The organism is Hyphomonas sp. (assembly GCF_041398465.1).
GTDB lineage: Bacteria > Pseudomonadota > Alphaproteobacteria > Caulobacterales > Hyphomonadaceae > Hyphomonas.
In genome coordinates, this window is the sequence record NZ_JAWKUS010000001.1 from 1,007,755 (window position 1) to 1,032,412 (window position 24,658).

Here is a 24,658-nt window from a genome sequence, read left to right on the forward strand (position 1 = left end):
CGCGTCCGATCTTCTTAAGCGTGTACGCTGGGTCTCAGGGCTCGGATATTCTCGGCATAGGCCGTTGGACCGCCCTTGAAGACGGCGGACCCGGCAACGATGGCCGTGACGCCTGCCGCGATCGCCCGCGGCGAGGTTTCGGCATTCAGGCCACCGTCGATTTCAAGGATGATGTCGCGCCCCGTCTGGTCGATCATGCGGCGCAGCTGTTCGACTTTGCGCAACTGGCTTTCGATGAACGCCTGTCCGCCAAAGCCGGGGTTCACCGACATGACGAGGACCAGGTCGATATCGTCGATCACGGGTTCGATGATGCTCGCCGGTGTGGCGGGATTCAGGGCGACACCCGGCTTCATGCCCGCCGCGCGGATCGCCTGCAGCGTGCGGTGAAGGTGCGGACCGGCTTCGGGGTGTACGGTCAGGATGTTGGCGCCCGCCTGTGCGAAGGCGTGGATGAAGGGATCGACCGGCGCGATCATCAGGTGCACGTCAAAAGGCTTTTTCGTGTGCGGACGAAGCTTTTCGATGACCGGCGGTCCGAAGGTCAGATTCGGCACGAAATGGCCGTCCATGACATCGATGTGGATCATGTCGGCGCCAGCATGGTCGATGGCCCGGATTTCCTCTCCGAGACAGGCAAAGTCCGCAGAGAGAATCGAAGGTGAAATCAGTACGTCGCGCATACAGACTCCCTAAATGGGAAATGCCGGGCGCACAAGGCGCCCGGCATCCACAAACCGCTTATGGTTGAACAGCTTGCGCTTAGTAGGCGGCTGCCGGGATCAGCTTCCAGCCATCCGCGCCAGCGATGATGTCGACCGGCGTACCGGGCGCAATGTAGACGTCTGCGCCCTGGATGATTTCCTTGCTCTCACCGCTCGAGAAACGGACGATGTACGCGAAGGCTTTTGACGTGCCGATGGCCTTGCCGGCTTCGTTACCGGCGATCCCGCCAAGCACTGCGCCGCCGATGGCGCCAGCGGTCTGGGCTTTGTCGCCGCCGCCAAGTTCAGAACCCGCCAGGCCGCCGAGGACAGCACCTGTTGCCGTGCCAATCAGCGAACTTTCCCGCTTGATGGTCACTTCGCGGACCGATGTGACGGTGCCGTGATAGACGGTCGAGGCCTGGCCGACCGCATTCGGGCTGGCCGTGCCGACGCCGTATGTGGAGGCACACCCTGCCAGCGACAGGCTGAGCGCCAGGAAGGCACCTGCGGCCAGTTTGCCGGTCGAGGTACGGATGGAAGAAACAACGGTCATTTGAGTGCTCCCTGCACAATGTATGAGGACGTTCTGGCATGAATTCGCTGAATGGCAGATGAACCTTCAGCGGCAATTTAAGGGCGTTGGCTTACCTTACCGCTGCGGGCGTGAGCCGTGACATGAAGAATGCGTCATGTTCCGAATTCGTCGCCGGGAGGGTGACAACATCGCCGGCTTCGGTGATGCAGGCTTCGAAGCCGGGGGCTTCTTCCGGCGTGATGGGCAGGCGGGTGACGAGGCCTTCGGCGATCGCGCGCGCCACCACGTCCACGCCTTCGGCGCTCAGGGGTGTGCAGACGCAGTAGAGGATCGCGCCGCCGGGGCGGACCATCTCTGTTGCCGCTTTCAGTAGCCGGTACTGCACATCCGGGAATCGGGCGATGTCTGCTTCGCGCTTGATCCAGGCGCCTTCCGGGTGACGGCGGAGGGTGCCGAGGGCCGAACATGGCGCGTCCAGCAGCAGCAGGTCAGCGAGTGCGTCCGGTCGCCAGGTTTCGGCGTCCGCTGCAATAATCTCAGCAGAAAGCCCGGTGCGTTCGAGGTTCTCTTCGAGCCGTTTCAGGCGCGGTTTCGACCGGTCGACGGCGACCACGTTCAGGACTGCCGCGCAGAGCTGCAGCGTCTTGCCGCCGGGGGCCGCGCAGAGGTCAATCGCCGTGATTTCAGACGGCTTGCCCATGACCATATCGGACTTGTCCATGATCATACCGGACTTCGCCGGATCATCCGATGCGCATGCCATGAGCAGTCTTGCGGGCAGGGCGGCGGCCGGATCCTGTACCCACCAATCTCCGCTGCCATACTCGGCCAGCGCCTCGACCGGCCCGCCCGGCGCGCGGACGGAGCCGTTGCCCAGCAGTTCCCCGCCGGTCACTTCGGCGACGGCGGCAGCGCTGGTCTTCGCGGTGAGGTAAATGCCGGGTTCACCCAACTGGGCGGCGGCGAGCGCGTTGGCGCCCTCTTTCCCGACACTCTCTTCGAAGGCGGCTGCCAGCCAGTCCGGCCAGATGGCGGTGAGGGGCAGGGCGTCCAGGTCGGGGCGTTCGGCGGCGGCGCGGCGCAGCACGGCGTTCAGGAAGGCGCCGCCCGAGCGGGCGTTCGGCCAGTCCTTCGCCGCTTCCACGGTTTCGGAGACGGCGGCATGTTCCGGCACATCCATCCGCCAGAGCTGGACCGCGCCCACGCGCAGCAGGGCCCGGATCGCGGGGCTCGCCGCCTGCAGCGGACGGGAGAGCAGGGGGGCGAGGGCCATGTCGATGCGGCCAAGCTCCCGCAGGGCAGCGGACGTGATGGCGCGGGCAAAGCCGCGGTCCGGCCCATCGAGATCGTTGAAGGGTGGGGACTCGGCCATGGCCTGGTCCAGCGTGCGGCGCTTTTCGAGTGTCAGGAACAGGAGATCGGCGGCTGCCCGCCGCACCAGTGCGCCACTCATCGGTTCACAGTCTTCCCTTTAGCCCCACGGACCTGCTTCACGGCGCATGGCCGGGGAAGCCTGCGGCGCCGTTACGCCCATATCTGCCGCAAGACGGCGCAGGGCTTCAATCCGGTTAGCGGTTGCCGGGTGGGTTGAGAAGAGATTGTCCGCACCGCGCCCGTTCAGCGGGTTCGCGATATACATGTGCGCCATGGCCGGGTTGCGCTCAGCTGCGACATTGATCGTGGACCGCGCGCCGCGTTCGATCTTGGCCAGAGCCGAGGCAAGCCAGAGCGGATTGCCGCAGATTTCCGCGCCCATCCGGTCAGCTTCGTATTCGCGCGAGCGGGAGATCGCCATCTGGACGAGCCCTGCCGCCAGCGGCGCAAAGACCATGATCGCGATGGAGCCGATCAGGCCCGTGCGTTCGCGCCCGAAGAAGAGGGCGAAATTTGCCAGCATGCCGATGGCACCGGCGATGGTGGCGGTGACGGTCATGGTCAGCGTGTCGCGGTGTTTCACATGCGCCAGCTCATGGGCCATCACACCGCGAACCTCGTCGCGGTTCAGCATGCCGAGCAGGCCGGTCGTGGCGCAGACAGCCGCATGCTGCGGGTCGCGGCCGGTGGCGAAGGCGTTCGGCTGGGGCGTTTCGATGATATAGACGCGCGGCGGCGGCATGCCGGCGCGGTCGGCCATGATGGCGACGTCATTGGCGAAGGTGCGCAGCACGGGCGAGGCGGTCTTCGGATCGATCTCTTTCGCGCCCTGCATCGACAGGACGATCTTGTCGGAATTCCAATAGGAGAAAATATTCATCGCGGCGGCCACGACGAAGGCCACGGCCATGCCCGGCACGCCGCCGATGAGATAGCCGACGCCCATGAAGAGCGCGGTCATCGCCGCAAGTAGCATGAAGGTTTTCAGTGTGCCCATCGGGCCTTAACTCCACTCTGTTCTCCGCGTATGTACGCGGTGCGTTCGCACTCCCCAGTCGCCACACCTATATGGCGAGCGTTAACGAAAAGAGGAGTCTCCATGGCCAGCGATGACAAAGCTGTAATCCCTGCCCTGACGGAAGAGGAAATCGAGCGCCGCAAGGCGTTGCCGGAAGCAGCTCGCCGTGCGCTGGAAGAAGCCGATGCCCGCAAGGCCAAGGAAGCCGCCGATGCCGCCGCCCTGCCGGAAGACGAGCATGGCGGGCCAAGAAGCATCGAGCCGACCCGGTATGGGGATTGGGAAAGAAAAGGCATCGCCTACGATTTCTAAGTCCTTCAGAGACCAAGCACTTTCCGTGCAATGATCGTCCGCTGGATTTCGTTCGTGCCGCCATAGATGGACTGCGCACGCCCCGCAAAATAGGTCGCCATGTCCCGGCCGGGCGAGCCGCCGGGATCGTTCTGCCCGGCCCAGAAGCTGAAATGCGGCTGGGCGTAGGCGCCGGCGGCATCGACCATCAGTTCGGTGATCTGCTGGTGGGTCGAGGTGGCGAGGATTTTCACGGTCGATGCCGCATCCCCCGGTGAGCCACCCTGTGCCGCCGCAGACAGGACACGGAAGACCGTCATCTCCAGCCCATCGACCGCCATTTCGGCTTCGGTGAGGCGTCGGGCAAACCCTGCATCGTCGATCAGGCGCTCGCCGCTGCCGTCCGGCGTGGACGTCGCCACATCGCGCACATGGCGCAGCATGGCGCGCTTGCCGCCGATGCGGGCGTACGACGTCCGCTCGAAACCGAGCAGGTATTGCGAATAGGTCCAGCCTTTACCCGCTTCGCCGATCCGGTTGTCTTCGGGCACTTTCACGTCCTCGAAGAAGACCTCGTTCAGGACGTGATTGCCGTCGATGGTGATGATCGGCTTCACCGTCACACCGGGCGCATCGATGGGGCAGCAAATGAAGCTGATGCCCTGTTGTTTCTTCTCTTCCTGCGAGGTGCGCGCCAGCAGGAAGATCCAGTCCGCATGCTGGGCGGCGGACGTCCAGATCTTGTGGCCGTTCAGCGTGTAGGTGCCGTTCTCCAGTTTCGCACTGAACTGGAGGGAGGCGAGGTCGGAGCCTGCGCCGGGCTCGGAATAGCCCTGCGCCCAGCCGACCGAGCCGTCGCGGATGCCGGGCAGCCAGCGCGCTTTCTGTTCCTCCGAGCCGAACGTGTAGATCACCGGGCCGACATAGATGACGCCCATCGGCGTGACGGTCGGTACGCCCGCGCGTTCCAGCTCTTCGTCGAAGACGTATTGTTCCTCGATCCCCCAGCCGGGGCCGCCATAGTCTTCCGGCCAGGCCGTGGCGAGCCAGCCTTTCTGGCCGAGCGCCATTTCGGACCGGCGCACTTCCGCCGTGGTCAGCGGCAGGCCGGCCTTGTATTTGCGGATGATGTCTTCCGGGAATTCGGTTTCGAACCATGTCCGCACTTTTGTGCGGAAGGCTTCGATCTCAGGGCTGAAGGCAAGGTCCATCTTTGGCTCCGTAGCGTTCACCCCAAAAGCGTAGGGCAGGGCCTGTCCATGACAAGCCCTGCCCCGACGTCGCCTTGTTGGCGAATTTTTCGGCGGCGCTAGGCGGCCTTCACTTCGGCGATCCACTGGTCGACGCGGCGTTCCAGCAGCTCGAGCGGCATGGCGCCGCCACCGAGCACGGTGTCGTGGAAGGCGCGGATGTCGAACTTGTCGCCCAGCTCTTCCTCGGCGTGCTTGCGCAGGTCCTGGATCTTGATCATCCCGATCTTGTAGGCCGTGGCCTGGCCCGGCATCACGATGTAACGCTGGACCTCGGAGCGGGCCTGGCCTTCGGTGATGGCCGAATTGTCCAGGAAGTACTGGACCGCCTGTTCCTCGGTCCAGCCCTTGGCGTGCATGCCGGTATCGACGACGAGGCGGATGGCGCGCCAGATCTCGGAACCGAGGCGGCCGAAGTCGGAATAGGGGTCTTCATAGGTGCCCGGGAATTCCGTCGCCAGCCATTCGGAATAGAGGCCCCAACCTTCCTGATAGGCGGTGAAGCCGGCCTGCGTGCGGAACTGCGGCACGCCGGTCAGTTCCTGCGCGATGGCGATCTGCATGTGGTGGCCGGGGATGCCCTCGTGATAGGCGATCACTTCCAGCTCGCCCTTCGGCATGGATTTCATGTCCGAGAGGTGGGCGTAATAGACGCCGGGGCGCGAGCCGTCCGGCGTGCCGGGGAAGTAGTGCTGGGCAGCGCCCGGCTGCTCGCGGAAGGCTTCGACGCGTTTCACGACCAGATCCGCTTTCGGAAGGATGCCGAAGAATTCCGGCAGCTTCGTCTTGATATTCTCGATCTTCGCCGTGGCGTCGTCGATATAGGCCTGGCGGCCCTCATCCGTGTCCGGATAGTAGAAGCGCTCATCGTTCTTGGAATCGCGCTGGAAGGCGAAGAATTCCTGAAGCGTGCCCTCGAAGCCGACCTTGTCCTTGATGGCTTCCATCTCCTTGTGGAGACGCTCCACTTCGGCAAGGCCGATCTCGTGGATCTCGTCCGACGTCATCGACGTGGTCGTGTTGTAAGCAAGGCGCTCATTGTAGTAGGCGGCCCCGTCCGGCTGGAGGAAGGCGCCGACGGGCTGTGAGGAATCCGGCGAGTTGGCCATGTCCTCGGTCGCGAAGGCGATGATGTTCTCGAACGCGGTCTTGAACTCGTTCGTCATCGCGTCGGTCGCATCGGCGAGGATCGCGTCGGATTCGTCCTGCGTCAGCTTTCCGTCTGAAACCAGCGTGGCGAGTTCGGATTTCACATCCACCATCAGGTCGCTGTCCGGGCCGTCCGTGAACGGCGCGCCGGTAATGACTTTGGTCGACTGGTCGATCACGCCCTCATAGGCAAACTTCGGCGCGTGGGTGCCGTGCTCGGCGCTCTCGCGGGCGACATCCGTGGCTTCGTTCAGCGCACGGGCGCTCTCGCGGATCCGCGAGACATAGGCGCGCATGTCGTCGGCATTGTCGACCTGGTGGAAGCTGATCAGGAATTGCGGGACGAAGCCCTGCGGGCCGTTCATCTGGTCATAGACGAAGCCGTTATAGCGGAACTTCGCGGACTCGGCGGACTGGTTGTACTGGTACTCGAAGATGTCCCAGGACAGTTTGTCTTCGTCCGACAGGTCATCATAGTTGAACTTGGCCTTCATCTCATCGACGGCTGCCTTGCGGCGGGCCAGCTGTGCGTCGGCGCAGGCGAAGGTCATGCAGTCGATCTGGTCGTTCAGGTCCTTCCGGCCGAGGAACGTCATGGAGATCGGGCTCTCCTGCAGCGATTCCTCATACTTCTCGTCGAACCAGGCATTCAGCTCCTTGCTGATCTCTGCCTTCTGGTCGGCGGTCAGTTCGGTGGCGGCGGTCGGCGCAGTCGTTTCGGCGGGCGTTCCGCACGCCGCGAGCGCAAGAGCCAGCGCAAGCGCTGACACGGCGGGTTTCATCATGGGAGTCTCCGAATGGGGATTTCTCGATAAACGATAAAGCTTGGTAGCCGCTTCCGCGTCGCTCTGTCAATTGGCAAGCGGCACGCCCGGCGCTAGGGGAGGGAGATGACCGAAACAAATTCCCCCAGAAGGCTCCGGATCGGGACACGTGGTTCGCCACTGGCCCTGATTCAGGCAAATCAGATCGCAGCCGGAATCGAGGCGGCCTCCGGCGGCGCCATGATCGGCGAGATCGTGACGTTCACCACGTCCGGCGACCAGCTGACGACCGAACGCCTGATCAATTCAGGCGGCAAGGGCCTGTTCACCCGCGAGCTGGATGCGGCGCTGACCCGCGGCGACGTGGATCTCACCGTTCACAGCCTGAAGGATGTGCCGTCCGTGCTGGAGCCGGGGCAGGTGTTCGCAGCCTTCCCGCAGCGCGAAGACCCGCGCGAGGGCTTCCTCTCCCCGCATGCCAAGAACCTGATGGACCTGCCGCAGGGCGCAAAGGTCGGCACGGCATCGCTCCGCCGGGAAGCGCAGACCCGCGCGCTGCGCCCCGATCTCGAAATCGTCACCTTCCGCGGCAATGTCGCGACCCGCATGCGCAAACTGGATGAGGGGCTCGCCGACGCGACCTACCTCGCCATGGCAGGCCTGACGCGCCTCGGCCAGCCGGAAGTCGCAACGCCGATCCCGCTGACCGAGATGCTGCCAGCGGCGGCGCAGGGGATTGTGGGCGTCGTGATGCGCGAGGATGCCGATGCGGACACCGCCGCCGTCCTGCACAAGCTGAATCATGTGCCGACAGCGGCCGCCGCGATGATCGAGCGGGCTTTCCTGCTGGCGCTCGACGGCTCCTGCCGCACGCCGATTGCCGCGCACACATTCGACAAGGGCGAGGAATGGCATCTGGTCGGCGAAGTCCTCGCCATGGATGGCAGCGCCCGCTGGCGCGCCGAGGGTGTCTGCCGCAAGGGCGCAACAGAGCTGCAGCTCGAAGCACTGGGCAAGGACATCGCAAACGAAGTCCGCCAGCAGGCGGGCGGCCAGCTTCCGGCCTTCGAGGGGGACTGGTGAGCCTTCCGGTTATCGTGACCCGCGCCGAGCCCGGCGCTTCCGAAACCATGACCCGGCTGGCGGCAATGGGTGTGACGCCAATCGCTTCGCCCATGCTGTCGCTCGCCCGGCTGGATGTGGACCTGCCGGACCTGTCCGGCGTGCAGCATCTGGTCTTCACCAGTGCCAATGGTGTGCGTTTCTTTGCAGAGGCCAGCACCCTGCGCGGGGCGAAAGCCTGGTGCGTCGGCCCGTCGACCGCTGCAGCGGCGCGGGAAGCTGGATTTGCAGCCGTCTATGAAGGCGCAGGCGATGCGGCGGCGCTGGCGGCGGATATCCTCGTTGCCCTGCCGGAAGGGACTGAAGGGGTCCTGCATGTGGCGAACGAAGCCGCTGCGGGCGATCTCGTAGCCCGCCTGAAAGAGGGCGGTATCCCGGCAGAATTTCTGGCGCTCTACGAGACCCGCCCGTCCGACGAGCTGACAGGCGAGGCCGAGGCCGCGCTCGCGTCGGGGCCGGCCTGCGTCCTGATCCATTCCGCTAAAGCGGCGGCAGCCTTCGCCTGGGCGGCTGGGGCTCTGGAACAGGCCATCATCGTCGCCATATCAGAAGCCGCGACCCGTCCGCTGCAGGGCCGGGAGGTCGCTGCGATCCACATTGCCGGGGCGCCGAATGAGAACGCGCTGATGGCGGTCCTCGCCAGGGTGGCGGGCGGTCTTTAAGCCGCCGGAATCCTGTGCGAGTGTGCGCAGGTAGAAACCGGATTCGAAATGACAGACGATTCTATCCCTGAAAGCTCCGTCGACCCGGCAGAACCGATCGACGCGGATTTCGAACTGGCCCCGGAAGAGGGGAAATCGCCAAAGGCAGGCGGTGGCCCCGGCTGGCTGGGCGCGGGCGTGATGAGCATGATGGCGGCCGGGATCGGCGGCCTGATCGGCATTGGCGCCCACATCGTGCTGCCCAGCGGTCTTGGCGATGCCAGCGAGGAAGTGGCCGCGCTGAACGACCGGATCGGCAAGCTGGAACAATCCGCGCCGGATGACCGCGCCGCGCTCAAGGCCGGGATCGATGCGCTGGCAAACCGGATCGACAATCTTCCCGCAAGTAGCGGCAATAGCGCGCCTGTCGACCTGACCGGCATCATCGCCCGGCTCGATGCACTGGAATCGGTCGAGGTGGGCGACACGGTCGCGCCTGAGGATATGGCCCGCGCCCTCGGCGCCCTGTCCGACCGTCTGGATGCGCTGGAAGCCCGGCCCCTGCCGGTGGACCTCAGCGCCCGCGTCGTGGCGCTGGAGCGCGAGATCGAAACACTGCGCGATTCGACGCTGGAACAGACAAAGCAGGGCCGCTCGCTTGCCGACATGCTGGCGCGCGTCCAGACGGAACAGAGCGATGCCCGGGCTGAGGCGGCGTCCGCAAGCTCGGTCGCTGAAGCCGCGCTGGCGCTCTCCGCCATCGAGGCCGCGTCCCGCCGGGGCGAACCGTTCGAGTCGGATTACCGGGCCCTGCGCTCTGCCTTGCCGAAGGTGGATGATGTCCGCGCGCTGGGGCCGCTCGCAACAAATGGTGTGCCGACGCTGGTGGAGCTGACTGACAGTTTCGGGACGGCAGCCGATGCTGCGCGCCGCACGGTGCCCACGGAAGACTCCGGGCGCTGGGGCTGGATCAACAAATTCTTCGGCGGCGCGGTGACCGTTCGCAAGGCGGACGGCACGGATGCCGATCCGTTTGCGCTCCTCTCGCGCGCGGCGGAGGTCCTTGAAAAGGGTGACCTCGAAGAGGCTGTATCCTATACAAGCCGGCTGGACGGGCCGGCGGGCACGGCAATGTCCGGATGGACCGACGATGCGAAACGCCGCATCACTCTGGAACACTCTCTGGAGGCCGTGCGCCTCGCCCTGGCGGATGGGGGCGCCAAGACACCATGAACCGGATCATCGTGTTCCTCGTGCTTCTGATCGTGCTGATTGCGGCGCTCGCTTTCGGCTGGTGGGCTTATACGCTGCCCGGCAAGGTGACCGTACCGATCGGGACGGAAGAGATTTCCATCAAGTCCGGCGCTGCCGTGGCGCTCGTGCTGGCGCTGTCCGGTATCATGGCCGCAGTCTGGTGGATCGTTTCCGGCATCTTCGTGCTGCCGGGCCGGATTGCCCGCTCGCGCCGACAGTCCAAATCCCGCAAGGCCAATGCCGCGCTGACCGAGGGCCTGCTGGCCGCCGAAGCCGGCGATGCCGAAGCCGCGCTGAAGCTCGCCCGCAAGGCTGCGAAGCACGCCGAGGATGAGCGTCTCAAACTGTTGCTGGAAGCGCGCGCCGCCGAAGCCAATGATGACTGGGCCGGTGCCGAACGCGCCTGGAGCCAGCTGACCCGCCTGCCGGGCGGCCAGCTTGCGGGCCTGCGCGGCTCTGCCATGGCGGCCTCCGAACGCGGTGACCAGCTGACGGCGGAAACGCGCGCCCGCGAGGCCCTCGGCCTGAAATCCTCCGCCGACTGGCCATTCAATTCCCTGTTCGACCTGCAGGTCTCGAAAGGGGAGTGGGAGAAGGCGCTCGATACGCTGACGACCGGCGAACGCCGCGGCATGATCAAGGGCGACAGTTTGCGCCGCCGCCGCGCCGTGCTGCTGACCGCCCATGCCGTCGGTATGCCGCATGACGAGAAGACCGCTGCCCAGAAGGCGCTCGCCGAGGCCATCCGGTCCGCGCCGGGCTTCCCGCCGGCGGCCTTCCATGGTGCAAAAACGCTGATGGTGGATGGCAAGGCGAAAGCCGCCCAGGGCGTGCTGGAGCTTGGCTGGAAGGCGCGTCCGCACCCGGCGCTGGCGCAGCTCTCCCGCCGCCTCGTGCCACAGGACAGCCAGGCCAACATCGCCGCCCGCCTGCAGGCGCTGATCGCGGCCCAGCCGAACCACCGCGAAAGCAAGATCCTGATGGCCGAGATCGCCATGGACAAGGGCGACTGGGTCGGTGCGATCCGCGCGCTCGCGCTGCTCGTGGAAGAGAACCCGACCGCGCGCCTCTGCCTGCTGATGGAGCGGGCCCTGAAGGGCTATGGCGACCAGACGGAAGCCGCCCGCTGGGGCCGCATGGCCGTCTCCGCCTCGCGCGAGCCGGACTGGTCTGACATCGACCCGAAGGGCAATGCCTTCGATTTCGACAAGCAGGGCTGGTCGCGCCTCGTCTATGCCTTCGGCGATGTCGGAGATCTGGTGCACCCGCGCTACGAATCCTATGGCCGCGAACTGGAAGCAGGGCGCGTGCCCGCCCTGCCGGGGCCGGAGCTGGAGGCAGATGCCCGGCTCGATGCGCCGAAAGCACCGGACCGTCCGCTCAGCCCGCCGCTGGACTACGCCTCCGACGACGACTGATCGGGCCTGCTTGAGGACTGAAGCGGGTGGCAAAAGCGTCTTGCGAAAGGAGGCGTCTGCCGGTATGAGGCGGGCCTTCAGAATGGTCTAGGCCGCTATAGCTCAGCTGGTAGAGCATCGCATTCGTAATGCGGGGGTCAGGTGTTCAAGTCACCTTAGCGGCACCATTCTCTTTTCCACGCGATTTCTCGTTTATTCACTGAGCAGGATACCGGCGTCCGCCAGGGCCTGGACTTTGTCTGCCGGCAGCCCCAGCCAGTCGTTCAGGGCGTCCTGATTGTGCTCGCCGCGCTTTGGCGACCGCGCGCCGGGTTCGATCCCGCTCCTGGAGGCGGAGAACCGGTAAGGCGACTGAACGGTACGGCGGGGGTTGCCCTTGTCGTCGATCACATCGACGAGCACGCCATTATGCCGGACGCTTTGCTGAGCATAGGACTCCTCGCCGAAATTCCGGACGAGGCCCCAGGCGAGATTCATCCGGTCGAGTGCTTGGGTCAGGGAGTCGAAATCGGGATAGGAGGCGATGTGGTCCACGATGGCCTTGCGCCGATTGGCGAGCTTGGTTTCAAGGTCCGCGCCCTTGGGCGTCGGATCGACGAGTCCGCCCTTGGTCGACAAGACGAGCCACAGCCATTTCATGTCTGAGGATATCAGGATCTGCCGGCCTTCCGGCGCATCCCAGACAAGGTTTTCCTTCGGTTTTGGCCAGTTTTGATCCAGCGCCCAATGGGCATAATCATCGGTCGCGTGCAGGACATTGATCATCGCGATGTCGATTTGCTGGCCGATACCCGTCTGTTCTGCGACACGCAGGGCGGCGAGCAGGCCAACCAGTCCGTGTAGGGAGCTGTAGGAGTCCGCCAGCGAGTATTGGAGATCATAGGCTGGACCGCCGCTCATCTCGGCCTGCCGGGCGATCAGGCCGGCTTCGGCATGGACCACCGGTGCATAGGCCGCGCGGCCGCTTTCGGGGCCTGTCTGGCCGAAGCCGGAAATGGACAGCATGACGAGCTTCGGATTGACCGCGTGAACACTTTCCCAGTCGAGGCCGAACCGTTTCATCACACCGGGCCGGAAGTTTTCCACCAGCACATCCGCTTTCCGGCAGAGATCCAGCACAAGCTCCGTGGATCCTTCGGCCTTCAGGTCGATGCAGATATTTCGCTTGCCGATATTTTGCTGCAGGTAAAAGCCAGCGACGCCATTGTCCTTTTTGCCAAACGTCCGGGTCACGTCACCCTCAGGCGGCTCGATCTTGATCACGTCCGCGCCAAGATCGGACAGCATGCGTGTGGCAAACGGCCCGGCCAGAACACGTGACAGGTCCAGCACCTTCAATCCGGCGAGCGGATAACCTGAAATGTCCATGAATTCCTCCCGGCAATATTTTTTATTGAGACCACCTTATCGCGCGCCTTGCCTGCTTTATAGCCTGACCCGGCGTCGCCTCGGGCTTTTTTGGAACCTCGCGCTTGCTGCCTGTCTGGAACCGCAGCTAGGTTCGGTAGCGTTCACCTGTGTCGCGGGGAAGAAGGAAAAGGACTGCCATGATGAAGCTCGACCCGATGAAATGCCTGCTCGCCGGATCGGCACTGGCGGTGCTGGCAATGGCAGCGTCAGCGGAAGAGGCTGCGCCAGAGCCCGCCATCCCGGTAGAGGTGACAGACCGGATCGACCAGCTCTTCACAGGCTACCAGACTGAACAGCACGTGCCGGGCCTCGTCTGGGGCATCGTGAAGGATGGGGAACTCGTTTATTTCAAGGCGTCCGGCGTCTCGAACCTCGAAACCGACGCCCCGGTAACGGAAGACTCGCTCTTTTCCATCGCCTCGATGAGTAAGGCGTTCACGGCGCTCGGCATCCTGAAGCTGCGTGACGAGGGCAAGCTCTATCTCGATGCCCCGGCCGAATACTATGTGCCGGAGCTGAGAGGCTGGACCTATCCGACCACGGATTCCCCGCGCATCCGTGTGCGCGACTTGCTGGCCCATGTCAGCGGCATGGTCACCGACAATCCCTGGGGCGACCGCCAGCAGGACATGCCAGAGGACGTCTTCACCGAAGTGCTGAAACAGGGCGTGCCGTTCAGCCGGGCGCCGCAGATGGAATATGAGTACTCCAATTTCGGCTACGCCCTTCTTGGCCGGATCATCACCAACATTTCCGGCATGCCGTATGAAGACTATATCCGTACGGAGATCATGCTGCCGCTCGGCATGACCTCGACCGGGTATGACGTCTATGCCGTCGATCAGGGCCGCCGCGCATTAGGCTACCGCTGGGAGGAGGGGGAATTTTCCGGCGAACCTGCGCTCGGCCCCGGTGTATTCGGCGCCATGGGCGGGGTGATGACCAATGCCGACGATTATGAAAAGTGGGTCGCCTTCTTGCTGAGCGCCTGGCCGCCGCGGGACGGGGAAGACAATGGCCCCGTCAAGCGCGCGTCCGTGCGGGAGTTGTCCCAGGGGCTGAACTTCCCGCGCGTCTATATGCGCGATGACAAGGCGGACGGCGAACCCTGCGCGGTCGCAGCGACCTATGCGATGGGCTTTCACCGTATCCAGGAATGCGAGATCGGCTTCACGCTGACGCATTCCGGCGGTTATCCGGGTTATGGGTCCAATGTCCTGCTGATGCCCGATGCCGGTATGGGCGTGTTTGCCTTCGCCAACCGCACCTATGCCGCGCCCTCACGCATTGTCCGGGATGCGGCCATCGAGCTTGCCCGTGCCGGTGAGCTGCCAGCGCGTGAATGGCCGGTCAGCGCACCGGTCGCAGATGCCTATGCAGCCGCAGGCGCTGTGTACGAGCAGGGGAGTTTCGCGCCGGCAGAAGGCAAGCTGGCCATGAACTTCACCATGGACGCGACCATTCCCGTTCGCGAACGCGCGCTGGCAGAGCTGAAAGAGGAAGCCGGCGCCTGCGAAACGGATGCACCGTTCAAGGCAAATGGCCGTCTCAGCGGCAGGTTCGCCTGGACCTGCGAGAATGGAACGATGGACGGCTGGCTGCTCATGTCGCCCAATCATCCGCCGCTGATCCAGGAACTGAAGCTCAGCTTCGTTCCGGCGGACTGATCAGCTATTCCAGCACATAGTCCGCTTCGGCTTCATAGCGGCTGGGGCGGCCTTTGGCTGCGTGGCTGGAATAGAGGTGAAACCGGTCTGCCGTGAACGGACCGCTGCGATAGGCATGGTGGGTTTCCACCCAGCGCCTCGTGTCTTCCAGCGTGGCGTTGTGCAGGTAGGCGAGCGTTACGTGCGGGGTGAACGGACGCCGGTCCGGCTCGAAGCCAAGGCGCCGGGCGGCCTGTTCGCAGCGGGCCGAGAGGCTGCGGAGTTCATCGCTTTCGCGCACCCGCGCCCAGACGGCGGAAGGCTCCCGCCGGCCGAACCAGCCGGTTCCTTCGATCGAGAGGTCGAATGGCGGGCAATGGATGTCCCCCAGCAGATCATCCAGATCGCGCGCCTGTCGGTGAGTCAGGTCGCCGAAAAAGCGCAAGGTGATATGGAAGTTCTCTTCCGGGCGCCAACTTGCCCCGGGCAGGCCGTCCTGCAGGGCGGTGAGGCCTTCCCACAAGTCTTCGGGCACGGGCAGGGCGGCAAACAATCTGTACATGTGTGCTGTCTGCCTCTGTCGGCGGAAAAAGAAAACCCGGCCTGATGGGGCCGGGTTTGCCTGTTGTCATGAATAACCGGATCAGCTGCCGAGCTCTGCGAGCTTTCCGAAGTGCTCAGCCAGCAGATAGTAGAAGGTCACCCGCGATTTCTGACCACCTTCGGCGCTCATCTGTTCGCAAACTGTCTTGATGGCGGCGTCCAGTTCGCCCTGTTTCTCGGCGAGGCCCAGTTTTCCGCGGCACCATTTTTCCCGCACACGGTCCAGTTCCCCTGAGTCGCTGCAGGCGACGATGGAGCTGTCCTTGTTGCGCAGGGCGATGCCGAGATGTCCCACGATCTTCTCGGCGGCGGCCTGATTGTACCCACCATTCGCGTATTTCTTGATATTTTCGGCGTAAGCCGATGCGTCTGCCATAATTGTATCCCCTAGTGCTTAGGCGGCCCCACTGCTGGAGTTACGCCACATCCAGAAGATTATATCTGGCCCGGGGTTAGTCAATCCACTTCTGGATATCTTCCGGAAAGCTTCAACCGGTTATGCGATCAATTTACGAATGCTTTGTCATGATCCGCGGGATTTAAGTAATAGTCTCTCCGTAACCAAGTATTCAGCTTGACGACTTGAAGTGTTTTTCCACGCCTGAGCCAATCCGATCCATGAAGAAGTTGAAGGGGTGTCCGGTTTTGCTTGCACAACGGGGCAAGCCCTCCCATATTTCGCCCATGTTCCGGGTAAATTACCCACCTGGTAGAGAGAAAGGGCTTGATACCTATGAATGATTTCAATCGTGCTTATTCGCCGGCGACCGGCGCAGGCTCGATGGACATGTCGGTCAATGAGGGCCTGCGCGCCTTCATGCTGGGCGTTTATCAGAAGCTTGCCTACGGCATTGCACTGGCAGGCGCCCTGGCATTCCTGGTCGGTTCCAATTCCGTCCCCGCGCTGACCGAATTCGTGCTGTTCTCGCCGTTCCGCCTTGTTGTGCAGTTCGGCCCGATCGCGCTGATCCTGATTTCAGCCTTCGCCATGCGCCGGCCGTCGCCGCTGGGAACGGCGGTCCTTTACTGGACAATCGTCACCCTGCTGGGCCTCAGCCTGTCGGTCTGGGTGCTGATGGCCACGATGAACACCGAGGCGGCCAGTCGCGCAGGCATCGTTTACTCGACGACCTTCATCACCATTGCCAAGGCCTTCTTCCTGACGGCCACGGCCTTCGGGGCGCTGTCGCTCTATGGCTATACGACCAAGCGTGACCTGCAGCCGATCGGCGTCATCGCCATCTTTGCCCTCTGGGGCATTGTCGGCATGTCGCTGCTCAGCTTCCTGTTCCCGCCGTCGGGCTTCTTCGAAACCGCTATCACCGTCGGTGTGCTGGCGATTTCGGGTGTGCTGGTTGCATTCGATACGCAGAATCTGAAGCGCTCCTACTTCGCGCTTGAAGGGGACCAGCGTGGCCTCGCCGTGATGACGAACTGGGGTGCGCTGAACTTCTTCATCCTGTTCTACAACATCTTCACGACGATCCTGTCGCTGCTGTCGCGCGACTAAGACGGATCATAACGGACTATCAGAAGCCCCGCCCGGACCGGCGGGGCTTTTTCTTTGCCGGAAACGCAGAATCCGGTGACATCGGCAGACATGTATCGCCCGCCCGGAGCAAAGTCCCATGCGAACCCTCGGCCCCACCATCGAAACCAGCCGGCTGATCCTGCGCCCGCCGCAGGCGGAGGATTTCGAGCCCATGTGCGCCATGATGGCCGACGAGGAAACGGCCCGTTTCATCGGCGGCGTGATGGAGCCGTCCACCGTCTGGCGGTCTCTCTGTGCACTGGCGGGGGCGTGGACGATCCGCGGCTATTCCATGTTCTCGGTGATCGAGAAATCGACCGGGACATGGATCGGCCGTCTCGGCCCCTGGCAACCGGTGGGCTGGCCGGGCACCGAGATCGCCTATGGCCTGACAAAGGGTGCGCAGGGCAGGGGCTATGCCCAAGAAGGTGTCTCGGCGGCGATCGATTATGCGGTCGACATCCTCGGCTGGGACGAGGTGATCCATTGCATCGATCCGCAGAACGCCCCGTCGCTGAAAGTGGCCGCGAAGCTCGGCGCCCGCAAATTGCGTGAGGCGCAGGCCCCGGCACCCTTCGCCGATATCAGGTGGGACGTGTATGGCCAAAGCGCCGACGATTGGCGCGCCCGGCGGTAACGGCTGCGTGAGCTCACGGGCTCGTGCATCGCGCGTCGGGGAGGGCCCCGTTAATGCTGGGGCGGAAGAAAAGGAAACGTCCATGATCCGCACTGCCTCTCTTGCTTCGCTCCTCGCGCTCCTGCCCGCCGCTGCCGTCGCGCAGGAAGCCTCCGATGCAACACTCGCCGCGAAGACCAGCGAAGCCGAACGCGCCGCCATGGCGGAGGAGATGCGGGTTGGCCCCATTGTCGGCCAGCCGGCTCCGGCCGTGTCCGTGATCGGGCCGGAAGGCGCCGTCAGCTTCACCGACCTTGCCGGGGAGAAAGGCACGGTCGTCGCCTTTTTCCGCTCTGCCGACTGGTGTCCCTTCTGCAAAAAGCAGCTGATCGACCTGAAAGACGCCGCCGCCCCGCTGGGCGACGCTGGCTGGACGCTGATCGGCGTTTCCTATGACAGCCCCGAAACGCTGGCGGACTTCAAGGCCGCAAAATCGCTGCCTTACGGTCTCTATTCCGATACCGGGTCAGCCGCCATCGACGCCTTCGACCTGCGTAATCCGGATGTACCTGCCGGTTCCCGCTTTGACGGCATCCCGCACCCGGCGATCATCTTCATCGCTGCCGACGGCACGGTGAAAGCCGTGATGCGGGAAGAGGGTTACAAGAACCGTCCGCCGGTCGATGCGGTTCTGGAGATGGCTGCGGCGCTCTGATCCCGCACCCCGATCAGTTCCCATGGGTTTCAACTGTCACCGGAATGGCCTAGCGTTCGCGCAAATCATTCCGGAGATTTCAGATGAGACTGATTGCCTTTGCCGCGCTCGGCGCGCTTGCCGCTTGCCAGACGATCACCGCGACCGCCGAGGAGCCTGCTGACCGTGAGGCGGAAATCCTGCAGACGGCAACGTCGCTGGCCAATGCCGGGACCTGGGACAATATCGGCCTCCAGTTTGTCGAAGACCTGACCACCGAAATCGGGCCCCGACTGGCGGGCTCTCCGGACGAGAAGCGTGCGCGCGACTGGGCTGTCGCCGAACTGAAGTCGATGGGCTTTTCCAATGTCCATGTCGAAGACTTCACCGTGCCTTACTGGGCGCGGACACATGAGACCGCCCATGTGGTGGGGGACAGCGCCCAGCCGCTGATCATCACGGCGCTGGGCGGCAGTGCCCCAACGCCGGAAGGCGGGCTGGAAGCGGGCATTGTCCGCTTTGAATTGCTGGCTGACCTGCAGGCCGCCGACGATGCGGATGTGGCCGGGAAGATTGTTTTCATCGATGAATTCATGACCCGTACCCAGACCGGCGCCGGCTACGGCCTGGCAGTGGCAAAGCGCGCAGCGTGTCCGAAAGTGGCTGCTGCGAAAGGCGCAGTCGCCTGTCTGATCCGCTCGGTCGGAACAGACCATTTCCGCCGGCCGCATACGGGCGGGATCGACCGGCGCGGTCCGGATGGCGTTGCGAAGCCCATGGGCCCGATCCCGGCGGCGGCGCTGTCTGCCCCGGATGCCGACCAGCTGGCCCGCCTGCTGGAACGCGGGCCGGTGACGGTCAATCTCGATATCGGCGTCGAGACCGCAGAAGCCGCACCGTCCGGCAATGTCATCGCCGAAGTCGAAGGCGGCGCGAACAAGGACGAGATCGTGCTGATCGGCTGCCATCTCGATTCCTGGGATCTTGGCACCGGTGCGATCGATGACGGGGCTGGCTGCGGCATCGTTGTCGGCGCAGCAAAGCTGATCGACCAGCTGCCGGGCAAACCGGATCGGACGATCCGCGTCGTGCTCTATGGGTCTGAAGAGATCGGCCTGTTCGGCGGCGATGCCTATGCCCGTCAGCATACGGATGAACTGGACAAGCATGTTCTCGCCTCCGAAAGCGATCATGGCGCGAGCTATATCTGGCAGTTCCAGACCCGGTTCGGGGAAGGCGCACTGGACTATGCGAAAAAGATCCAGGGCGTACTCGCCCGCTATGGCGTTGCCGCCGGAGACAATCTTGCCTGGGGCGGCCCGGACATTGGCGTGCTGGCCCGCTCCGGCGTGCCGGTGGCGACCCCGGCGCAGGATGGCTGGGACTATTTCGACTATCACCACACGCCGGATGACACGTTCGACAAGATCGAGCCGGATGCTTTCCGCCAGAATGTCAGCGTCTATGCGGCCTTCACCTATCTGGCAGCTGATTCCGGTTGGGATTTCCGCAAGCCGGCCGAACCGGAAGAAGCAGAAGCCGAAGAATAAGGCCGGATGGTCCCGCGCCAGCGGATCGGCCCGGCCCTCGCGGCAGTGCTGGAAGGGCTGAAACTCGCCCGGCGGGAGCTTGCCGGCAGCGAGATGGATCTGCCGCGCCGCCGCTGGGTGCCCGTGGCGCTCGTCTCGGCGCTGCAGGCGGGGCTCGTTGCTACGCTCTCCGGCTATGAAAGTGCCGGGGAGGGGGATGTGACAGACCCCGCCCAGCCGGACCGGTTCGCTCCGATTGCCCTTCTCCTGCGCCGGGCCCGGTCAACCGAATATCTCAACCCGCCCGAATTGCTGGAACTGCCCGGACGGGTGCTGCGCGACATCGAAACGGTGGTGGTAGCCCGAAATGGCGTATTGCACGGCCCGGACGGGGTAAAAAAACCAGAAGTGAACGATGCGTACCGTTCTATCCTGCAGGTCCTGCAACAGATCTGCCTGACCCACCCATCCTTCCCGGTGGAGGGGCATGGCGTGATACTCGCCCTGATCCGGGATGAAATTTCCGCACTTGAGCGGGCGTTGGCCCCGGCTGGTTAATGTGCAGGTCATGATCTTTCGGCAAGACTGGCCGGATGATGCCCGAATCCCGCGCATACAGCTTCGGCGCCCGTGTTTTCCGGGCCATGGCACCGGCGGTCTCGTTGTTGCTGCTGGCCGCGGCTGCGCCGGACACATTCTCGCGTGAGGAACTCGAAGCGCTGGAATCGGAAAAACGGGTCGCAGAGCAGAAACTTGCGGCCCTTCAGGCCAGCGGCGACGAAGCCCGCGAGGATATCGTCAATGTCGATGCCGAACTGATCGCCGCCGCCATGGAATCCCGCCGCCGGGAGGATCAGGCTGCCGAGGCCGAGAAAAGCCTCGCCGATCTGGGCACCCGGCGTGTGACCGCCCAGATGCGCCTTCTGGAAGACCAGCAGGCCCTTGAAGACCTGCTCGCGGCGCTCGCGGCGTCGAACCGGCGTAAACCACCGGCGCTTGTGATTTCGCCGGGCAAGGCGAATACGGCCGTGCGCCGGGCGATCCTGATGAGTGAAACCACGCCGCGTCTTGCTGCCCGGACCGAAACGGTGCGCGCCGAGATCGACGAGTTGAACACGCTGGAGCGCCGGATTCGCGGCGAAAAGGCCCGTCTTGAGGCTGCAGAGGCAACGTTGGCCCTGAAACAGGTGGAAATCGAGCGCCTGGCAGCCGCCAAGCGAGGCGCTTTCGAGGACCTTTCCGGCGATATCGCGCGGCTGAAGTCGCGGACGGCAGAACTGGGCGCGCAGGCCGATACGCTGCGGGGCCTGCTGAGTGCACTGGAATCTGCCGCGCCGTCAGCGCCGGGCGTGAAACCGTCCCTGCGGCCACGGCTTGTCTCGGCCTCGCCAAGTTCGCCGAAGCCCAATCCTGTTTCCCCGTCGACCCGTCCGCTCGGCAATGCGGCGCTGGGTGCGCTGCAACAGCCTGTGGCCGGCAGCGTGCTGCATGCCTTCGGGGACAAGCTGGCCGCTGGTGGCAAGGCAGAATGGGTCACCTTCTCCACACGGGGCGAGGCGCAGGTCACCGCGCCGATCGCCGGAACGGTGGAATATGCCCGTCCGTTCCGCTCTTACGGCATGATGCTAATTTTGCGGACGAGTGACGGATACCATGTTATCCTTTCCGGAATGAGCCGTATTTACGTCACCGAAGGCCAGAATGTGGCCACCGGCGAACCGGTTGGCCGCATGCCTGACCGGTCTGACCCGCCTCCTGAGCTCAATATGGAATTGAGGCTTGGCGACACGGTGATGAATCCGGCAGACTGGTTACCACGCCGCGGTTGAGGTTGTGTATGAGAGAGGTTTGGAACATGCGTTCATTGCTGATTGGCACCGGAGTTGGTTTGATCCTCGGAGCGACGGCAGTCGGCCTTTCCGCCATCGCAGCGCCTCAGGACGCGGTTCAGCCATCCGATCCGCGCACGGTCACCTACCAGCAGCTTGAATTGTTTGCCGAAGTCCTCGCCCGCGCCCGGCAGGATTATGTGACTGAAATTGACGAACCAAAGGCGATGGAAGCGGCCATCAATGGCATGCTGACCTCCCTCGATCCGCATTCGAGCTACCTGAACGCCGACGATTTCAAATCCATGCAGGTACAGACGTCCGGCGAATATGGCGGCCTCGGCATTGAAGTGACCATGGAAGATGGTTTCGTGCGGGTGATCTCGCCAATGGACGATACGCCCGCCAGCCGGGCCGGTATCCAGCCGGGCGACCTGATTACCGCCATCGACGGCCTGCCGATCATCGGCCAGACGCTGAACGATGCGGTCAAGCAGATGCGCGGCGAGCAGGGTACCCAGATCGACATCACCGTATTGCGCGAAGGGGAAGACCCGTTTGACGTGACGCTGACCCGCGAAGTGATCGAGCAGAAATCCGTGACCTGGCAGCTCGATGACGATGACATCGGATATGTCCGCATCTCGACCTTCAATGAGCGCACCACGCCTCTGCTCGAAGCGGCCGTGAATGGTATTTCCGAGAAAACGGGCGGTCGTCCGCGCGGCATCATTGTGGACCTGCGCAACAATGGCGGCGGCCTGCTCGACCAGGCCGTGTCGGTCAGCGACATGTTCCTGTCGGGCGGTGAAGTCGTCTCGACACGTGGCCGCCGTACGGTCGATATCGACAGTTACATGGCGCACAATGGCGAGGTCTTCAAAGGCGTGCCGATGATCGTCCTGATCAATGGCGGCTCCGCCTCGGCATCCGAAATCGTTGCCGGCGCCCTTCAGGACCGCCGCCGCGCGACCATTGTCGGCACGACCAGCTTCGGCAAGGGCTCTGTCCAGACAGTGACGCCGCTCGGCGCAGACCGCGGCGCCCTGCGCCTGACCACGGCGCGCTACTACACCCCGTCCGGCCATTCGATCCAGGCGCTGGGCATTGAGCCCGACGTGTCGATCTCGCAGGCCCGCCTGACGGAAGAAGAGCTGGCCAGGATTACGCGTTTCTCCGAAGCCGACCTGCCCCATGCGCTCGAAAATGAGGAAGGTGCCGAGCGTCACGCCCTGACCATGCCGGACGAGCAACCGCCGGAAGACTACAAGGGTGAAGACTACCAGCTGGACCGCGCCAAGCAGATGCTGAAGGACGGCGTGATCACCGCCAGCAACGGACTGAAGCGGGCCGGATAACAGCATTCGGTTAACCTTCGTTTGCAACCTGTTAACCGGATTGAGGCAAATCTGGTCGTTCAGAGTCGACTGGATTTGATTACGAGGTTGCCACATGGCAAATCGCCGGGATGCTGAGCCGTCTCCGCTGCGCGCAGGCGTTATGCATACGGGTCTCAGCCTGTTGGTGTTCGGTGGTATCGCCGGCGCGCTGGGTTTGGCCATCTACATGATGGGTGATCCGTCCGAAGCCGGTCCGAAGCAGACGCTGGCTTTGTTCGAGACGACGAATTCTGCAGCCCCTCCGCTCAAGACGCGCCTGAAAACGGACGTCGTCTCAGCCCGCCTTTCGATCGAAACGCCGGACTATAGCGAAGAGGCCGGCTCGGGGGACTTGCCTGATCTCGGCATCGAGGCACCGGACGAAACAGTCATGGCCGCCGCCGAGACGGCTGACCCTGTCGGGGAAGGGGATGCCGAAACCATTGGCGTCCGGATCAATGGCAAGCTGGTGAAGCCCGGCGAGTCCTATGGCGATGTCACGCGCGTCGTTTCGCTGGAACGGGCTCCGATTGCCGGCATGACGGAACGCCTGAACGGCATGACCCTGCCGCGCGTCTCTCCGGATGGTCTTGCCCCGGCAGATGCCTATGCGCGGCCATTCATCAATCCCGGCAACAAGCCGGTCGTTGCGATCGTTGTCGGCGGGCTCGGCATCAACGCGACACATACAAAGTCTGCGATCGAGGAGCTGCCGCCGGAAGTGACGCTATCCTTTGCGCCAGACGCGACCAGCCTGCAGACATGGATCAACCGCGCCCGCGCCGCCGGCCATGAAGTGCTGATCGAAACGCCGATGGAAGCCTATGATTATGGCCGGATGAAAATGCACCCGCTGACCCTGCTGGCCAGCGACAACGAAGCGCTCAACCAGGCCCGCCTCGACCGGATTCTCAGCCGCTCCACCGGCTATTTCGGCCTGATCAATTCGCAAGGCTCCAAGATCGGTGACGACGAGGCCGCGATGAAGCCAATGCTGCAGGCCGTGTCCGACCGGGGCCTCGCTTTCATCGACGATGGCGGCCTCGATGCTGCGAACATGAAGCAGCTGAGCGGTGAAACACGCCTGCGCTATGTGCGGGCGGATTCGGCCATCGATGCGAAGCTTTCGGCCGAAGACATCTCGTCCGAATTCATGGAACTTGAGAGCCAGGCGCTTGAAAACGGCGCGGCCCTCGGTGCGGGCTATGCCTTCCCGATCACCATCGAAATGGTGAAGACCTGGACCGCCGGGCTGGAGCAGAAAGGCATTGTGCTTGCGCCCGCCTCCGCCCTGGCAGCCAAGGCCGCATCCGCGGAAATTCCAAGCGAAGACAGTGTTCGCACTGGCAGCCTTGAGCAGCCTCCTGTAAATCCACACGGGTGACACAGGTTAAGCAGGATCCCGATCGCTATCGCGCGAATGTCGGCCTGGCCCTCTTTTCGAAGGCCGGACACGTCTTCATTGGCCGCCGCATCAATGGCCGCGGCTCTTTCCAGTGGCAGATGCCGCAGGGCGGAGTCGACAAGGGCGAAGACCCGGCAGAGGCCGCATTGCGGGAGCTGGAAGAGGAAGTCGGTGTTCCGGCCAAGCTGGTCGACACGCTGCAGGAAACCGAAGACTGGCTCTATTACGATTTCCCGCCAGACCTGAAGAAACGCCTGCCGGGGCCGTATCTCGGCCAGCGGCAGAAATGGTTCGCCTTCCGCTTCAAGGGATCCGATAGCGACGTACGGCTGGACCGGCATACACCTGAATTCGACGCCTGGCGCTGGGCGCAGCTGGAAGAGACGCCTTCGCTCGTCGTGCCCTTCAAACGGGCCGTCTATGCCGAAGTCGCTGTTCGTTTTGAGCGCTGGACGGCGCCGGTTCTCGGCGGCAAGGTGCCCCAGGGCTGAAC

24 protein-coding genes and 1 tRNA gene are annotated in these 24,658 nt (G+C 63.8%); 16 read left to right on the top strand and 9 right to left on the bottom strand.

Annotated elements, in window-relative coordinates; genetic code table 11:
- Positions 1-14 precede the first annotated feature (14 nt).
- The 4 genes from rpe to htpX form a co-directional block, all read right to left on the bottom strand.
- Positions 15-683: a ribulose-phosphate 3-epimerase gene (gene rpe, locus R3C98_RS04975; RefSeq protein WP_371313008.1), complete on the bottom strand. Its 669-nt coding sequence runs from the start codon at positions 681-683 to the stop codon at positions 15-17.
- 79 nt (positions 684-762) lie between these two features.
- Positions 763-1,260, bottom strand: a complete 498-nt coding sequence (locus R3C98_RS04980) for a glycine zipper 2TM domain-containing protein (protein ID WP_371313009.1) — start codon at positions 1,258-1,260, stop codon at positions 763-765.
- 91 nt (positions 1,261-1,351) lie between these two features.
- On the bottom strand, positions 1,352-2,695 hold the full coding sequence (locus tag R3C98_RS04985; protein WP_371313010.1) for an RsmB/NOP family class I SAM-dependent RNA methyltransferase: 1,344 nt from the start codon (positions 2,693-2,695) through the stop codon (positions 1,352-1,354).
- Positions 2,696-2,713: 18 nt separating this feature from the next.
- Positions 2,714-3,613, bottom strand: a complete 900-nt coding sequence (gene htpX, locus R3C98_RS04990) for a zinc metalloprotease HtpX (RefSeq protein WP_371313011.1) — start codon at positions 3,611-3,613, stop codon at positions 2,714-2,716.
- Between the two features lie 102 nt (positions 3,614-3,715).
- Between htpX and R3C98_RS04995 the strand changes: the two genes are divergently transcribed.
- Positions 3,716-3,946 (top strand): DUF1674 domain-containing protein, encoded by a 231-nt coding sequence (locus tag R3C98_RS04995; RefSeq protein ID WP_371313012.1) that lies wholly within the window; start codon positions 3,716-3,718, stop codon positions 3,944-3,946.
- Positions 3,947-3,951: 5 nt separating this feature from the next.
- Here R3C98_RS04995 and R3C98_RS05000 read toward each other — a convergent pair whose 3' ends face one another.
- Together R3C98_RS05000 and R3C98_RS05005 are read right to left on the bottom strand one after the other, a co-directional pair.
- Positions 3,952-5,136, bottom strand: coding sequence for an acyl-CoA dehydrogenase family protein (locus R3C98_RS05000; protein ID WP_371313013.1), 1,185 nt, complete (start codon positions 5,134-5,136; stop codon positions 3,952-3,954).
- 98 nt (positions 5,137-5,234) lie between these two features.
- The gene (locus R3C98_RS05005; protein WP_371313014.1) at positions 5,235-7,109 is read right to left on the bottom strand and encodes a DUF885 family protein; all 1,875 of its coding nucleotides are present in this window, start codon (positions 7,107-7,109) and stop codon (positions 5,235-5,237) included.
- A gap of 105 nt (positions 7,110-7,214) precedes the next feature.
- Here R3C98_RS05005 and hemC point away from each other — a divergent pair, with 105 nt between their 5' ends.
- From hemC to R3C98_RS05030, 5 genes are all read left to right on the top strand, one after another.
- On the top strand, positions 7,215-8,171 hold the full coding sequence (gene hemC, locus R3C98_RS05010; RefSeq protein WP_371313015.1) for a hydroxymethylbilane synthase: 957 nt from the start codon (positions 7,215-7,217) through the stop codon (positions 8,169-8,171).
- Positions 8,168-8,872 (top strand): uroporphyrinogen-III synthase, encoded by a 705-nt coding sequence (locus R3C98_RS05015; protein WP_371313016.1) that lies wholly within the window; start codon positions 8,168-8,170, stop codon positions 8,870-8,872. Before hemC ends, R3C98_RS05015 begins: the two co-directional genes overlap by 4 nt.
- A 48-nt stretch (positions 8,873-8,920) precedes the next feature.
- Positions 8,921-10,084 (top strand): COG4223 family protein, encoded by a 1,164-nt coding sequence (locus tag R3C98_RS05020; RefSeq protein WP_371313017.1) that lies wholly within the window; start codon positions 8,921-8,923, stop codon positions 10,082-10,084.
- Complete coding sequence (locus R3C98_RS05025) at positions 10,081-11,523, top strand: heme biosynthesis protein HemY (RefSeq protein ID WP_371313018.1); 1,443 nt, start codon at positions 10,081-10,083, stop codon at positions 11,521-11,523. Before R3C98_RS05020 ends, R3C98_RS05025 begins: the two co-directional genes overlap by 4 nt.
- A gap of 91 nt (positions 11,524-11,614) precedes the next feature.
- Positions 11,615-11,690 (top strand) — tRNA-Thr (locus R3C98_RS05030).
- Positions 11,691-11,715: 25 nt separating this feature from the next.
- Here R3C98_RS05030 and R3C98_RS05035 read toward each other — a convergent pair.
- Positions 11,716-12,891, bottom strand: coding sequence for a CaiB/BaiF CoA transferase family protein (locus tag R3C98_RS05035; RefSeq protein ID WP_371313019.1), 1,176 nt, complete (start codon positions 12,889-12,891; stop codon positions 11,716-11,718).
- A gap of 179 nt (positions 12,892-13,070) precedes the next feature.
- Between R3C98_RS05035 and R3C98_RS05040 the strand changes: the two genes are divergently transcribed.
- A complete protein-coding gene (locus R3C98_RS05040; protein ID WP_371313020.1) occupies positions 13,071-14,600 on the top strand; it encodes a serine hydrolase domain-containing protein in 1,530 nt (509 codons plus the stop codon).
- Between the two features lie 4 nt (positions 14,601-14,604).
- On the opposite strand, the gene thpR is transcribed toward R3C98_RS05040, so the two are convergent.
- A complete protein-coding gene (gene thpR, locus R3C98_RS05045; protein ID WP_371313021.1) occupies positions 14,605-15,141 on the bottom strand; it encodes an RNA 2',3'-cyclic phosphodiesterase in 537 nt (178 codons plus the stop codon).
- An 81-nt stretch (positions 15,142-15,222) separates the two neighbouring features.
- On the bottom strand, positions 15,223-15,558 hold the full coding sequence (locus tag R3C98_RS05050) for a DUF2853 family protein (RefSeq protein ID WP_371313022.1): 336 nt from the start codon (positions 15,556-15,558) through the stop codon (positions 15,223-15,225).
- A gap of 357 nt (positions 15,559-15,915) precedes the next feature.
- Between R3C98_RS05050 and R3C98_RS05055 the strand changes: the two genes are divergently transcribed.
- From R3C98_RS05055 to R3C98_RS05095, 9 genes are all read left to right on the top strand, one after another.
- A complete protein-coding gene (locus R3C98_RS05055) occupies positions 15,916-16,692 on the top strand; it encodes a Bax inhibitor-1 family protein (protein ID WP_371313023.1) in 777 nt (258 codons plus the stop codon).
- 118 nt (positions 16,693-16,810) lie between these two features.
- Positions 16,811-17,350, top strand: coding sequence for a GNAT family N-acetyltransferase (locus tag R3C98_RS05060; RefSeq protein ID WP_371313024.1), 540 nt, complete (start codon positions 16,811-16,813; stop codon positions 17,348-17,350).
- A gap of 82 nt (positions 17,351-17,432) precedes the next feature.
- Entirely contained in the window at positions 17,433-18,044 is a 612-nt protein-coding gene (locus R3C98_RS05065; RefSeq protein ID WP_371313025.1) for a redoxin domain-containing protein, read from the top strand.
- Positions 18,045-18,127: 83 nt separating this feature from the next.
- Complete coding sequence (locus tag R3C98_RS05070) at positions 18,128-19,573, top strand: M28 family peptidase (RefSeq protein WP_371313026.1); 1,446 nt, start codon at positions 18,128-18,130, stop codon at positions 19,571-19,573.
- 6 nt (positions 19,574-19,579) lie between these two features.
- On the top strand, positions 19,580-20,110 hold the full coding sequence (locus R3C98_RS05075) for a hypothetical protein (protein WP_371313027.1): 531 nt from the start codon (positions 19,580-19,582) through the stop codon (positions 20,108-20,110).
- A 35-nt stretch (positions 20,111-20,145) separates the two neighbouring features.
- Complete coding sequence (locus tag R3C98_RS05080) at positions 20,146-21,381, top strand: murein hydrolase activator EnvC (protein WP_371313028.1); 1,236 nt, start codon at positions 20,146-20,148, stop codon at positions 21,379-21,381.
- A 26-nt stretch (positions 21,382-21,407) separates the two neighbouring features.
- The gene (locus tag R3C98_RS05085; protein ID WP_371313029.1) at positions 21,408-22,739 is read left to right on the top strand and encodes a S41 family peptidase; all 1,332 of its coding nucleotides are present in this window, start codon (positions 21,408-21,410) and stop codon (positions 22,737-22,739) included.
- A gap of 94 nt (positions 22,740-22,833) precedes the next feature.
- Positions 22,834-24,144, top strand: a complete 1,311-nt coding sequence (locus tag R3C98_RS05090) for a divergent polysaccharide deacetylase family protein (RefSeq protein ID WP_371313030.1) — start codon at positions 22,834-22,836, stop codon at positions 24,142-24,144.
- On the top strand, positions 24,141-24,656 hold the full coding sequence (locus R3C98_RS05095) for an RNA pyrophosphohydrolase (RefSeq protein ID WP_371313031.1): 516 nt from the start codon (positions 24,141-24,143) through the stop codon (positions 24,654-24,656). The genes R3C98_RS05090 and R3C98_RS05095 overlap by 4 nt, the downstream gene beginning before the upstream one ends.
- The last annotated feature ends 2 nt before the right edge of the window (positions 24,657-24,658 follow it).